The following is a 13,081-nucleotide window of genomic DNA, read 5'->3' as shown; positions in this document are numbered from 1 at the left end:
ATTGGAACGAAGTGAAGCGCACGATATTCGTACTCGGCGACTCCGTCGCCGCTCCTCGCACGGAGGAGGAGGCCCCGATGGCGGGCTGGGGCCAGAAGATCGAGGAACTCCTCGTGGGCCCCTACGAGGTCGCCAACTACGCCCGCAGCGCGATGACCACGCGCAAGTACTTCACCGAGCGGCTGCCCGGCCTCCTCAACCGCATGAAGCCCGGCGACATCGTGCTGCTCGGCTTCGGCTGCGTGGACCACATGATCCACAACGGGATGCGGTACGTGCCCGTCCCCGAGTACAAGGAACTCCTCCGCCTCTTCGCCGCCTACGTCCAGGGCGCCGGCGGCACGCCGGTCGTGGTCACCTCCGCGGCGCGCTACTCCTTCGGACCGCAGGGCGACGTCGTGGACACCCTCGGTGCGTATCCGGAGGCCACCCGGGAGTTCGCCGCCGAGGCGGGCCTCCCGCTCATCGATCTGAACCGGGCGACCATGGAGCGCTGGGCCGAGATCGGCCCCACCCGGCTGCGCCAGTACTTCTGCTGGGTGGACGCGGGCGAGCACCCCCTGCACCCCGAGGGCAACATCGACTCCACCCACTTCAACGACGCCGGCGCCTACGAGGTGGCCCGGATGGTCGTGGCCGGCCTCTGCCGGCACGGCGTCGTCCCCCAGAGCGACGTGGACGTCGCGGCGCTCTCGGCCCCTGCCGGGATGCCCGAGGTCTCCAAGGAGTTCCTGGTCAACTCCCCGCGGTCCGCGCTCGACTACCCCCAGCGGAGCGGCGAGGCACCCGTCCTCGCCCGTCCGGAGCCGGACGGCACCACCGGCCCGATGCTGAAGTTCTCCGGCACCGCCTCGCCCGGCACCGACTACCTGCTCTTCTTCGAGTACGGGCACTACCTCGGCGGCGCGCAGGTCGGTTCCGACGGAAAGTGGACCTGGCGCCGCGCCGTCAACTGGGAGGCGGGCCCCCACCTCGTCCGCTGCGTCGGACTGCGGGCCGACGGCTGTACGCCCATCTCCGAGCGCTCGTTCACGGTGCGCACCGAGGTCGAGCCGCCGGTGATCACCGCTCCGCAGGCGGGCGCGTACGCGAGTCCGCGGCCCCGTTTCACGGGCACCGCCCAGCCCGGCACGACCAAGATCGTGCTGATGGAGGACGGCGTCCTCATCGGCGCCACGGCGGTCGGCGACGACGGCAAGTGGGGCTTCACCCACGGCCACGCCTGGCGGGCCGGCACCCACACGGTCCAGGCCATCGCCCTGTTCGGCGCGCAGGAGTCCGCGCCCGCGGAGCGGACCTTCACGGTCGTCGGCATCCCGGAGGACAGCCCCATCCGCTCGGCCGGAGGCTCCCGGGTCCACGACTGCGGCGAGGTCTGCGGGCACCGGCCGTTCACCGGCGACTGGTAGGACGTGCCCCCGTTCCGCGACGTCCGTCTCTGGCTTCCCCTCTCCGGCCTGGTGTTCCTCGGGGCGCTGCTCGCCGGCCTCCTGCTCCCGGGTGTCCCCGGCCCGGCCGGGGACACCGGCCGGGACCGGGACGGCGCGCGGGAGGTCTCCGTCCTGCACTACAACATGTGCGGCGCGGCGACCGGTTGCCCGTGGAACGCCGGAGGATGGGGCCGGGGCACCTCGGTGGCCCGGATCGTCACCGAGGCCCGGAGCTCCCGGCCGGACGTGATCACCCTCAACGAGGTCTGCCGCACCCAGTACACCGCCCTGCGCGAGCGGCTCGCCGCCGCCGGGGCGCCCATGGACGGCACCTTCCAGGGCGGGCTCACCAACGTGCCCGCCTGTGGCCCCTCGGGCGGCTTCGGCACCGCCGTCCTCAGCCGTGAGCCGGTACGCGACGGGGCCCCCGAGTTCCGGGCCTTCACGGACACCGGCGGGGAGACCTACCGCAACGCGGGCCGCGCCGAGCCCGTCCACCGGGGCCTGCTCTGCGCGCGGACCCGGCACGGCGACGGCCCCCTGACCGTCTGCACCGCGCACACCTACGCGGCGGTCCCGGGGCAGCTCGACGAGATCCGGGCCTGGACCGCCGACGAGTCGCGCTTCCCCGCGGGAACCCCGCTGATCGTCGCCGGCGACCTCAACCTGCCGCCCGACGCGCCCGCCGTCGACCGGTTCCGCACCCGCTTCCTGGAGGCGGACCGGACGGACGCGCCCACCGCGGACGGGCGGAAGATCGACTACGTCTTCGCCGACCGCCGCCACTTCGGCTCCGGCACCACGCTCGTCCGGGACTTCCCGGAGTCGGACCACGCGATGCTGCTGGCCCGGCTGGAGCGCACCGGCCCGCGCTGACCCCCGCGGCCCCCGGAAACGCCGAGGTCCGGCACCCCGCGGAGGGATGCCGGACCTCGGTACGCGCTACCGCTTACGCCGGGACGCTCGCCACGCCCTGCGCCAGGAAACGCTTGCCGTTGACGCGCTCGGAGACGCCCTCGCGGTCCAGGTACGGCGTGATGCCGCCCAGGTGGAAGGGCCAGCCGGCGCCGGTGATCAGGCAGAGGTCGATGTCCTGCGCCTCGGCGACGACACCCTCCTCCAGCATGAGGCCGATCTCCTGCGCCACCGCGTCGAGGACGCGGTCGCGGACCTGCTGCTCGGTGAGGACGGTGTCGCCCTGCTTGAGCAGCGCGGCGACCTCGGGGTCGAGCTCCGGCTTGAAGCCGTTCTCCGGCTTGTAGACGTAGAAGCCGCGCTTGCCGGCCTCGACGACCGCCTTCAGGTTGGGGGAGACGGTGAAGCGCTCCGGGAAGGCGCGGTTCAGGGTCTCGGAGACGTGCAGGCCGATGGCCGGGCCCACGAGCTCCAGGAGGACCAGCGGGGACATCGGCAGACCGAGGGGCTCGATGGCCTTCTCGGCCGTCTCGACCGAGGTGCCCTCGTCGATGACGTTCTGGATCTCGCCCATGAAGCGGGTCAGGATGCGGTTCACGACGAACGCCGGGGCGTCCTTGGTGAGGACCGCGGTCTTCTTCAGCTTCTTCGCCACGCCGAAGGCGGTGGCGAGCGAGGCGTCGTCCGTCTGCTCGCCGCGGACGATCTCCAGGAGCGGGAGGATCGCGACCGGGTTGAAGAAGTGGAAGCCGACCACGCGCTCCGGGTGCCGGAGCTTGGACGCCATCTCGGAGACCGACAGCGAGGAGGTGTTGGTGGCGAGGATCGCGTGCGCCGGGGCGACCGCCTCGACCTCCGCGAACACCTTCTGCTTGACGGACATCTCCTCGAAGACGGCCTCGATGATGAAGTCCGCGTCCGCGAAGCCCTCGGCCTTGTCGAGGACACCGGAGACCAGGCCCTTGAGACGGTTGGCCTTGTCCTGGTTGATGCGGCCCTTGCCGAGCAGCTTGTCGATCTCGCCGTGGACGTAGCCCACGCCCTTGTCGACGCGCTCCTGGTCGATGTCGGTCAGGACGACCGGGACCTCCAGGCGGCGCAGGAAGAGCAGGGCGAGCTGCGAGGCCATCAGACCGGCGCCGACGACGCCGACCTTGGTGACCGGGCGCGCCAGGGACTTGTCCGGGGCGCCGGCGGGGCGCTTGCCGCGCTTCTGCACCAGGTTGAAGGCGTAGATGCCGGAGCGGAGCTCGCCGCCCATGATCAGGTCCGCGAGGGCCTGGTCCTCGGCGTCGAAGCCCTTCTGCAGGTCGCCGTCCTTGGCGGCCTCGATGATGTCGAGGGCGCGGTAGGCGGCCGGGGCGGCGCCGTGCACCTTGGAGTCGGCGACCGCGCGGCCCTTGGCGACGGCGGCGTCCCAGCCCTCGCCCCGGTCGATCTCCGGGCGCTCGACGGCGACGGAGCCGTTCAGCACGCCGGCGGTCCAGATGAGCGACTGCTCCAGGAAGTCGGCGCCCTCGAAGAGCGCGTCGGCGATGCCGAGCTCGAAGACCTGCTTGCCCTTGAGCTGCCGGTTCTGGTTGAGCGAGTTCTCGATGATGACCTGGACGGCCTTCTCGGCGCCGATCAGGTTCGGGAGGATCGCGCAGCCGCCCCAGCCGGGCACCAGGCCGAGGAAGACCTCGGGGAGCGAGAAGGCCGGGAGGGCCTTCGACACGGTGCGGTAGGTGCAGTGCAGACCGACCTCGACGCCGCCGCCCATGGCCGCGCCGTTGTAGTACGCGAAGGTCGGCACGGCGAGCGCGGAGAGCCGCTTGAAGACGTCGTGGCCGCCCTTGCCGATGGCGAGCGCCTCGTCGTGCTTCTTCAGCAGCTCGACGCCCTTGAGGTCGGCGCCGACGGCGAAGATGAACGGCTTGCCGGTGAGGCCGGCGGCGACGATCTCGCCGTTCGCGGCCTCGGCCTCGACCTGGTCGATCGCCGTGTTCAGGTTGGCGAGGGACTGCGGGCCGAAGGTGGTCGGCTTGGTGTGGTCGAAGCCGTTGTCCAGCGTGATCAGCGCGAAACGGCCGGCCCCGAAGGGCAGCTCGAAGTGGCGCACGTGGGCCGAGGTGACGACCTCGTCCGGGAAGAGCTCGGCGGCGCCCTTCAGAAGCTCGGCGGTGGTGCTCACTTGCCCTCCCAGTGGGGGTTCTCCCAGATGACCGTCGCGCCCATGCCGAAGCCGACGCACATGGTGTTGAGGCCGTAACGGACCTGCGGGTTCTCCTCGAACTGGCGCGCCAGCTGCGTCATCAGACGGACGCCGGAGGAGGCCAGCGGGTGACCGTAGGCGATGGCGCCGCCGTACTGGTTGACGCGCGCGTCGTCGTCGGCGATGCCGTAGTGCTCCAGGAACGCGAGGACCTGGACGGCGAAGGCCTCGTTGATCTCGAAGAGACCGATGTCGTCGATCGAGAGGCCGGCCTGGGCCAGGGCCTTCTCGGTCGCCGGGATCGGGCCGTAGCCCATGACCTCGGGCTCGACGCCGGCGAAGGCGTACGAGACGAGGCGCATCTTGACCGGGAGGTCGTTCGCCCGGGCGAAGTCCTCGGAGGCGATGATCGAGGCGGTGGCGCCGTCGTTCAGGCCGGCCGCGTTGCCCGCGGTGACGTTGCCGTGGACGCGGAACGGCGTCTTCAGGTTGGCCAGCGACTCCAGCGTGGTGCCCGGGCGCATCGGCTCGTCGGCGGTGACCAGGCCCCAGCCGGTCTCGCCCGCCTCGGCGTTGGTGCGGCGGACGGAGATCGGCACCAGGTCGGGCTGGATCTTGTTGTCCGCGTAGGCCTTGGCGGCCTTCTCCTGCGAGCGCACGGCGTACTCGTCGGCGCGCTGCTTGGTGATGCTCGGGTAGCGGTCGTGCAGGTTCTCGGCGGTCATGCCCATGAAGAGGGCGGACTCGTCGACCAGCTTCTCGCTGACGAAGCGCGGGTTCGGGTCCACGCCCTCGCCCATGGGGTGACGCCCCATGTGCTCGACACCGCCGGCGATGACGGCGTCGTAGGCGCCGAAGGCGATGGAGCCGGCGACGCTCGTCACGGCCGTGAGCGCACCGGCGCACATGCGGTCGATCGAGTAGCCGGGCACGGACTGCGGGAGGCCCGCGAGGATGCCGGCGGTGCGGCCGAGGGTGAGGCCCTGGTCGCCGATCTGGGTCGTCGCGGCGATCGCGACCTCGTCGATCTTCGCCGGGTCGAGGGCCGGGTTGCGGCGCAGCAGCTCCCGGATGGCCTTCACGACGAGGTCGTCGGCGCGGGTCTCGTGGTAGATGCCCTTCGGGCCCGCCTTGCCGAACGGGGTGCGGACGCCGTCGACGAAGACGACGTCCCTGACGGTACGAGGCACGATGGCTCTCCTCCAGGTGCGGGACGGCACTGCTGCGGCGCACCACTAAGCGTGCGCTTGCTTCCCCCCATGCTACTTGCGGGTAACCAAGCTGCCCACCCCCTGGGGGCCAAGCGGCGAAGGTCACACCCCGGCGTACGGGGAAGCCCCCGGCACCGGGGAGGGTGCCGGGGGCTTCGACGCGCGGGGCGGGACACGGGTCACGCCTTCGCGGAGAGGGCCTCCACCAGGAGCGGGGTCACCAGGCCGACCTGCCAGCGGCGGGCGCCGTAGGCGGTGAGGGCGGCCACGACGGCGTCCCGGTCCCCGCGGGCCGGGGGCTCCCAGCAGACGCGGCGGACGGTGTCCGGGGTGATCAGGTTCTCCTGCGGCAGGTGCAGCTCCTCGGCGAGGGCCGTGACCCCGGCGCGGGCGGCGGAGAGCCGGGCGGCGGCCGCCGGGTCCTTGTCAGCCCAGGCGCGCGGCGGGGGAGGTCCGGCCGGCTGCTGCCCGGGCTGCGGCAGCTCGCTCTCGGGGAGGGCCCGGGCCCGGTCGATCGCCGCCTGCCACTGCTCCAGCTGGCGCCGGCCCATGCGGTGCCCGAAACCGGGCAGGGCGGTCAGCGCGGCCACGTTCACCGGGACGGCGAGCGCCGCCTCGACGATCGCCGCGTCGCTCAGCACCTTGCCGGGGGAGACGTCACGCCGCTGGGCCACCCGGTCGCGGGCCGTCCACAGCTCCCGTACGACCGCCATCTGGCGGCGCCGGCGGACCTTGTGCATGCCGGAGGTGCGGCGCCACGGGTCCTTGCGCGGCGGCGCCGGCGGGGCGGTGGCGATGGCCTCGAACTCCTCGTGGGCCCACTCCAGCTTCCCCTGCCGGTCCAGCTCCTTCTCCAGCGCGTCGCGGAGGTCGACCAGGAGCTCGACGTCCAGGGCCGCGTAGCGCAGCCAGGGCTCGGGCAGCGGGCGGTTGGACCAGTCGACCGCCGAGTGGCCCTTCTCCAGGGCGTAGCCGAGGACGGACTCGACCATGGCGCCGAGGCCGACGCGCGGGAAGCCCGCGAGCCGGCCGGCCAGCTCGGTGTCGAAGAGCGAGGAGGGGCGCATGCCTATGTCCCGCAGGCAGGGGAGGTCCTGGGTGGCGGCGTGCAGGATCCACTCGGTGCCGTCGAGGGCCTCGCCGAGCCCGGAGAGGTCCGGGCAGCCGACCGGGTCGATCAGCGCGGTGCCCGCGCCCTCGCGGCGGAGCTGGACGAGGTAGGCGCGCTGGCCGTAGCGGTAGCCGGAGGCCCGCTCGGCGTCGACGGCGACCGGCCCGTGCCCGGCGGCGAAGGCGGCGATCACCCGGGCGAGGGCCTCGTCGCTCGCGACGACCGGCGGGATGCCCTCGCGGGGCTCCAGCAGCGGGATCGGAAGCCCGTTCGCAGGGACGTTTTCGTCCGGGGGGCCGCCCCCGGTGGTGCGCGGTGCGGTGTCTGCCGCGGTCTCTTGGGCGTCGGTCACCTGTCAAGGGTATCCGCCGACGGCAAGCGCCTGCCGACGGAACGTTCCGTCGGCAGGCGCCGCGTTTCCGTCAGGACCGGCTCAGTGGATGATCCCGGTCCGCAGTGCGACGGCGACCATGCCGGCCCGGTCGCCGGTGCCCAGCTTGCGGGCGATCCGGGCGAGGTGGCTCTTCACGGTGAGCGCCGAGAGCCCCATGGAGACGCCGATGGCCTTGTTGGACTGGCCCTCCGCCACGAGCCGCAGCACCTCGACCTCACGGCCGGAGAGCTCCCGGTAGCCGCCCGGGTGGCTCGGGGCACCCGGGGGGCGGCGGTGGCCGAGCCGGGCGGCCGCGGCGCCGATGGGCGCGGCGCCGGGACGCGTCGGGTGGCCGATATTGGTCCTCGTGCCGGTGACGACATAGCCCTTCACGCCGCCGGCGAGGGCGTTGCGCACCGCGCCGATGTCGTCGGCGGCCGAGAGCGCGAGGCCGTTGGGCCAGCCGGCGGCGCGGGTCTCGGACAGCAGGGTGAGGCCGCTGCCGTCGGGAAGGTGGACGTCGGCCACGCAGATGTCGCGCGGGTTGCCGACGCGGGGACGGGCCTCCGCGATGGACGACGCCTCGATCACGTCCCGTACGCCGAGCGCCCACAGGTGGCGGGTGACGGTGGAGCGGACGCGCGGGTCGGCCACGACGACCATGGCCGTCGGCTTGTTCGGGCGGTAGGCGACCAGGCTAGCGGGCTGCTCGAGCAGAACGGACACTCGGCCTCCTGGGGGAAGGGGCGGGACGGAGCCGGCTCGGGGAAGAAGCCGGGGGCGAACCCGTGCTCTGAAGGGGTCATTGACTCCTTCGGCAGCAGGGCCGCCCGCCTTTAGGGAAAGATCACGATTTAGTGAGTAACAATTAGGGCAATTCGGACGCGCGATCGATCATCCTACGAGCGGCCCCCGCTCCCTCACCCCCACGAGGGACCCCCCGTACGAACGCCGAGGGGGCCCCGAAGGGCCCCCTGGACATCCGTCCCGCCGCACACCTGTCCGGACCGCTCAGGCGCCCTGCGGCCCCCGCCGCTGGGGCAGCGAGACGACCCCCGCCCCCGACACCGTCCCCGCCGGGCCCGTCGCCCCCGAGGGACCCGTCGGCCCCGGCGGATCGGCCGGCGCCGGCGGCAGGCCCGCGATCTGGCAGAGGAGATCCGACCAGGCCGCCAGGTGGGCCGCCGTGTCCGGCACCCCGCCGAGCCCCTCGCGGGGCGTCCAGGACGCCCGGATCTCGATCTGGGTGGCCGGCCGCCGCTCCGCGAGCCCCCCGAAGTAGTGCGAGCCGGCCATCGTGACCGTCCCGCTCGCCTCCCCGTACGCGAGCCCGCGCGCCTCCAGGGCCCCGGTCAGCCAGGACCAGCACACCTCCGGCAGCAGCGGGTCCGCCGCCATCTCCGGCTCCAGCTCCGCCCGCACCAGCGTCACCAGGCGGAAGGTGCCCTTCCAGGCCTCGTGGCCCGCCGGGTCGTGCAGCAGCACGAGCCGCCCGTCCGCGAGGTCCTCCTCGCCGTCCACGACCGCCGCCTCCACCGCGTACGCGTACGGCGCGAGCCGCTGCGGCGGCCGGGTCGGCTCGACCTCCATCTCGGACCGCAGCCGTGCCGTCCGCAGTGCCTCCACCGCCCTCCGGAACGCCGCCGGCACCGGGGTCCCCGCCGTACTCTCCGCCTTGTCGCCCGTCCCTCGAATGCCGTCGGAATGATCGGAAAAATGTCCCTGAGCCGCAGCCATGCGGGGAAGAGTAGGCGGAACGGGGCCGCCATGCGGGGAGGGACACCCGCCCGGCACGAGCGGCTTCCGGCCACATGCGAAGATTTGGGCGTGAGCGCCATGAACAGCCCGACGGGCCAGCAGACGAAGCAGCAGTCGCGGACGTACGACTCCGCGTTCCTCAAGGCGTGCCGGCGCGAGCCCGTGCCGCACACTCCCGTCTGGTTCATGCGGCAGGCCGGGCGCTCCCTCCCCGAGTACCTGAAGGTCCGCGAGGGCATCCCCATGCTGGAGTCCTGCATGCGGCCCGAGCTGGTCAAGGAGATCACCCTCCAGCCCGTCCGCCGCCACCGGGTCGACGCCGCGATCTACTTCAGCGACATCGTCGTCCCGCTCAAGGCCATCGGCGTCGACCTCGACATCAAGCCCGGCGTGGGCCCCGTCGTCGCCGACCCGATCCGCACCCGCGCCGACCTCGACCGGCTGCGCGACCTCACCCCCGACGACGTGCACTACGTCACCGAGGCCATCGGCATGCTCACCGAGGAGCTCGGCGACACGCCGCTCATCGGTTTCGCCGGCGCGCCCTTCACCCTCGCGAGCTACCTCGTCGAGGGCGGCCCGTCCCGCAACCACGAGCACACCAAGGCGCTCATGTACGGCGACCCGCAGCTCTGGGCCGACCTGCTCGACCGCCTCGCCGAGATCACCTCCGCCTTCCTGAAGGTGCAGATCGAGGCCGGCGCCTCCGCGATCCAGCTCTTCGACTCCTGGGTCGGCGCCCTCGCCCCCGCCGACTACCGCCGCTCGATCCTCCCGGCCTCCGCCAAGGTCTTCGACGCGGTCGCCGGCTACGGCGTCCCGCGCATCCACTTCGGCGTCGGCACCGGCGAGCTCCTCGGCCTCATGGGCGAGGCCGGCGCGGACGTCGTCGGCGTCGACTGGCGCGTCCCGCTCGACGAGGCCGCCCGCCGCGTCGGCCCCGGCAAGGCCCTCCAGGGCAACCTGGACCCGGCCGTCCTCTTCGCCTCCACCGAGGTCGTCGAGGCCAAGACCGACGAGGTCCTGGCCGCCGCGAAGGACCTGGAGGGGCACGTCTTCAACCTGGGCCACGGCGTCATGCCGTCCATGGACCCGGACGCCCTCACCCGCCTCGTCGCCTACGTCCACGAGCGCACCGCCGTCTGACCCGACGGTCCGCGCGGTACGGCGGCGGGGTCAGCCCGCCGCCCGTACCGCCGCCACCGCCTTCCGGGCCGCGATCAGCACCGGGTCCCACACCGGGGAGAACGGCGGCGCGTACCCCAGGTCCAGCGCCGTCATCTGCTCCACCGTCATCCGGGCCGTCAGCGCCACCGCCGCGACGTCCACCCGCTTCGCCGCGCCCTCCCGGCCCACGATCTGCACCCCGAGCAGCCGCCCGGTCCGCCTCTCGGCCAGCATCTTCACCGTCATCGGTGCCGCCCCCGGGTAGTACCCGGCCCGGCTCGTCGACTCCACGGTCACCGTCACGTACCGCAGCCCGACCTCGCGCGCGTCCTTCTCCCGCAGCCCGGTGCGGGCGATCTCCAGGTCGCAGACCTTCGACACCGCCGTCCCCACCACCCCGGGGAAGGTCGCGTAGTCACCGCCCGCGTTCGAGCCGATGACCTGCCCCTGCTTGTTCGCGTGCGTCCCCAGCGGCACGTGCCGCTCCCGGCCCGACACCAGGTCCAGGACCTCCACGCAGTCCCCGCCCGCCCACACGTTCTCCTGCCCCCGCACCCGCATCGACAGGTCCGTCAGCAGCCCGCCGTGCGCGCCGAGCGGCAGCCCCGCCGCCCCCGCGAGCGAGGTCTCCGGCACCACACCCGTCCCCAGGACCACCACGTCCGCCGGGTACTCGTCCCGGTCCGTGGCCACCGCCCGGACCCTGCCGTCGTCACCCGTGAGGATCCCCGTCACCGGCGACGCGCCGACCGTACGGATCCCGAGCCCGTCCATCGCCGCGTGCACCAGGCGCCCCATGTCGGGGTCGAGCGTCGCCATCGGCTGCTCGCCCCGGTTGAGGACCGTCACCTCGTAGCCCCGGTTCAGCAGCGCCTCGGCCATCTCCACGCCGATGTACCCGGCGCCGACGACCACCGCCCGCCGCCCCGCCGTCCCGGCCAGCGAGTCGAGCAGCGCCTGCCCGTCCTCCAGGGTCTGCACCCCGTGCACGCCCGCCGCGTCGATCCCCGGCACCGCCGGCCGGGCCGGGCGCGCCCCCGTCGCGATCACCAGCTTGTCGAAGCCCGTCCACGCCTCCGTACCGACCGCCAGGTCCCTGGCCAGAACGCGCTGCCCGGCCAGGTCGATCTCCGTCACCTCGGTCCGCGTCCGCAGGTCGATCCCGCGCGCCCGGTGCTCCTCCGGGGAGCGGGCGATCAGCTCCTCGCGCCCCGCCACGTCGCCGCCGACCCAGTACGGGATGCCGCAGGCCGAGTACGAGGAGAAGCGGCCCCGTTCGAAGGCCGTGATCTCCAGCTCCCCGGGCCCCTTGAGCCTGCGCGCCTGCGAGGCGGCGGACATGCCCGCCGCGTCCCCGCCGATGATCACCAGTCGTTCGCTCATGCGCCCACGCTACGGCCCGCCTCGGGGCGGGGCGGCCCGGGCGATTTGAGAGAGTGGTCCCATGAACGCGGACACCACGGGACCCCACGCCGGACCGCACGCCGTCGTCGTCGGCGGCGGCATCACCGGCCTCGCCGCCGCCCACCGGCTGCTCGCCGCCGGTGCGCGCGTCACCCTCCTGGAAGCCGGCGGCCGGCTCGGCGGCAAGCTGCTCGCCGGGGAGATCGCCGGCGCCCCCGTGGACCTCGGCGCCGAGTCCCTGCTCGCCCGCCGCCCCGAGGCGATCGCCCTCGCCGAGGCCGTCGGCCTCGGCGACCGGCTCCGGGCGCCGGGCACCACCACCGCCTCCGTCTGGTCCCGGGGCCGGCTCGTGCCCATGCCCAAGGGCCACGTCATGGGCGTCCCCGGCGACGCCGGCGCCGTCGCCGGGCTCCTCTCCGAGGAGGCCCTGCGCCGGATCGGCCGGGACCCCGAGCTGCCCCCCACCGAGATCGGCGAGGACATCGCCATCGGCGCGTACGTCGCCGAGCGCATGGGCCACGAGGTCGTGGACCGGCTCGTCGAGCCCCTCCTCGGCGGCGTCTACGCCGGGGACGCCTACCGCATCTCGATGAGGGCCGCCGTCCCCGCGCTCTTCGAGGCCGCCCGCCGCCACCCGAGCCTCACCGCCGCCGTCCGCGCCGTCCAGGCTGCGGGCGCCACCGTCCCCGCCGACGTCGCGGGCGCCGCCACCGGCCTCGGCGGGTCCGTCTTCGCCGGGATCTCCGGCGGCATCGGCACCCTGCCGGGCGCCGTCGCCGACGCCGTCCGCGCCGCCGGCGGCACGATCCTCACGGGCACCCCGGCGACCGCCCTGCACCGGGCGGGCGCCACCGGCTGGCGGGTGGAGACCCCGGAGCGGACCCTCGACGCGGACGCCGTCGTCCTCGCCGCCCCCGCGCCCGTCGCCGCCGCGCTCCTCGGCGGCCACGCCCCCGGGGCCGCCGCGCTCCTCGGCGCGATCGAGTACGCCTCCATGGCCCTGGTCACCCTCGCCTTCCGCCGCTCCGAGGTCCCCGAGCTGCCCGGCTCCGGCTTCCTCGTGCCGCCCGTCGACGGCCACACCATCAAGGCCTCCACCTTCTCCAGCCGGAAGTGGGGCTGGGTCGGCGAGGCCGCCCCCGAGCTCTTCGTGCTCCGCACCTCCGTCGGCCGGTACGGCGAGGAGGCCCAGCTCCACCGCGACGACGAGGACCTGGTCGCCGCCTCCCTCAAGGACCTCGGCGCCGCCACCGGCCTCGCCGCCCGGCCCGTCGCCACCACCGTGACCCGCTGGACCGGCGGCCTGCCGCAGTACCCGGTCGGCCACCTGGACCGGGTCGCCCGGGCCCGCGCCGCCCTCGCGGACCTGCCCGGAGTGCGCCTCGCGGGCGCCGCCTACGACGGCGTCGGCATCCCCGCCTGCGTCGCCTCCGCCCACCGCGCGGCGGACGCCCTGGCCGACGAGATCATCGCCACGTCGGAAACGGGGCACCCCGGTGCGGGGCACTCCTCGTGACG

The 13,081-nt window shown here is 73.9% G+C and carries 10 protein-coding genes; 4 read left to right on the top strand and 6 right to left on the bottom strand.

Translation table 11 applies throughout. From position 1 onward, the window contains the following. The first annotated feature begins 11 nt into the window (after positions 1–11). Positions 12–1,409, top strand: coding sequence for a GDSL-type esterase/lipase family protein (locus AB0E19_RS28550; RefSeq protein WP_362185061.1), 1,398 nt, complete (start codon positions 12–14; stop codon positions 1,407–1,409). Between the two features lie 3 nt (positions 1,410–1,412). After that, positions 1,413–2,306: an endonuclease/exonuclease/phosphatase family protein gene (locus AB0E19_RS28545; protein ID WP_362185060.1), complete on the top strand. Its 894-nt coding sequence runs from the start codon at positions 1,413–1,415 to the stop codon at positions 2,304–2,306. Positions 2,307–2,379: 73 nt separating this feature from the next. Here AB0E19_RS28545 and AB0E19_RS28540 read toward each other — a convergent pair whose 3' ends face one another. The 5 genes from AB0E19_RS28540 to AB0E19_RS28520 form a co-directional block, all read right to left on the bottom strand. Beyond that, positions 2,380–4,518: a 3-hydroxyacyl-CoA dehydrogenase NAD-binding domain-containing protein gene (locus AB0E19_RS28540; RefSeq protein ID WP_362185059.1), complete on the bottom strand. Its 2,139-nt coding sequence runs from the start codon at positions 4,516–4,518 to the stop codon at positions 2,380–2,382. After that, positions 4,515–5,729, bottom strand: coding sequence for an acetyl-CoA C-acyltransferase (locus tag AB0E19_RS28535; protein WP_362185058.1), 1,215 nt, complete (start codon positions 5,727–5,729; stop codon positions 4,515–4,517). Before AB0E19_RS28535 ends, AB0E19_RS28540 begins: the two co-directional genes overlap by 4 nt. Before the next feature lie 200 nt (positions 5,730–5,929). Beyond that, a complete protein-coding gene (locus AB0E19_RS28530) occupies positions 5,930–7,213 on the bottom strand; it encodes a ribonuclease D (RefSeq protein WP_362185057.1) in 1,284 nt (427 codons plus the stop codon). Between the two features lie 81 nt (positions 7,214–7,294). Beyond that, positions 7,295–7,960: a response regulator transcription factor gene (locus AB0E19_RS28525; RefSeq protein WP_015037008.1), complete on the bottom strand. Its 666-nt coding sequence runs from the start codon at positions 7,958–7,960 to the stop codon at positions 7,295–7,297. Positions 7,961–8,245: 285 nt separating this feature from the next. After that, on the bottom strand, positions 8,246–8,971 hold the full coding sequence (locus AB0E19_RS28520; RefSeq protein WP_362185056.1) for a DUF3000 domain-containing protein: 726 nt from the start codon (positions 8,969–8,971) through the stop codon (positions 8,246–8,248). 90 nt (positions 8,972–9,061) lie between these two features. Between AB0E19_RS28520 and hemE the strand changes: the two genes are divergently transcribed. Further along, a complete protein-coding gene (gene hemE / locus AB0E19_RS28515; RefSeq protein ID WP_362185055.1) occupies positions 9,062–10,138 on the top strand; it encodes a uroporphyrinogen decarboxylase in 1,077 nt (358 codons plus the stop codon). Between the two features lie 30 nt (positions 10,139–10,168). Here hemE and AB0E19_RS28510 read toward each other — a convergent pair whose 3' ends face one another. Further along, on the bottom strand, positions 10,169–11,542 hold the full coding sequence (locus AB0E19_RS28510) for an FAD-dependent oxidoreductase (protein WP_362185054.1): 1,374 nt from the start codon (positions 11,540–11,542) through the stop codon (positions 10,169–10,171). A gap of 61 nt (positions 11,543–11,603) precedes the next feature. Here AB0E19_RS28510 and hemG point away from each other — a divergent pair, with 61 nt between their 5' ends. After that, positions 11,604–13,079, top strand: a complete 1,476-nt coding sequence (gene hemG / locus AB0E19_RS28505) for a protoporphyrinogen oxidase (protein WP_362185053.1) — start codon at positions 11,604–11,606, stop codon at positions 13,077–13,079. Positions 13,080–13,081 lie beyond the last annotated feature (2 nt).

The sequence above is a fragment of the Streptomyces sp. NPDC047974 genome (assembly GCF_040653375.1).
GTDB lineage: Bacteria > Actinomycetota > Actinomycetes > Streptomycetales > Streptomycetaceae > Streptomyces.
This window is presented reverse-complemented; position numbering and strand designations above follow the sequence as displayed.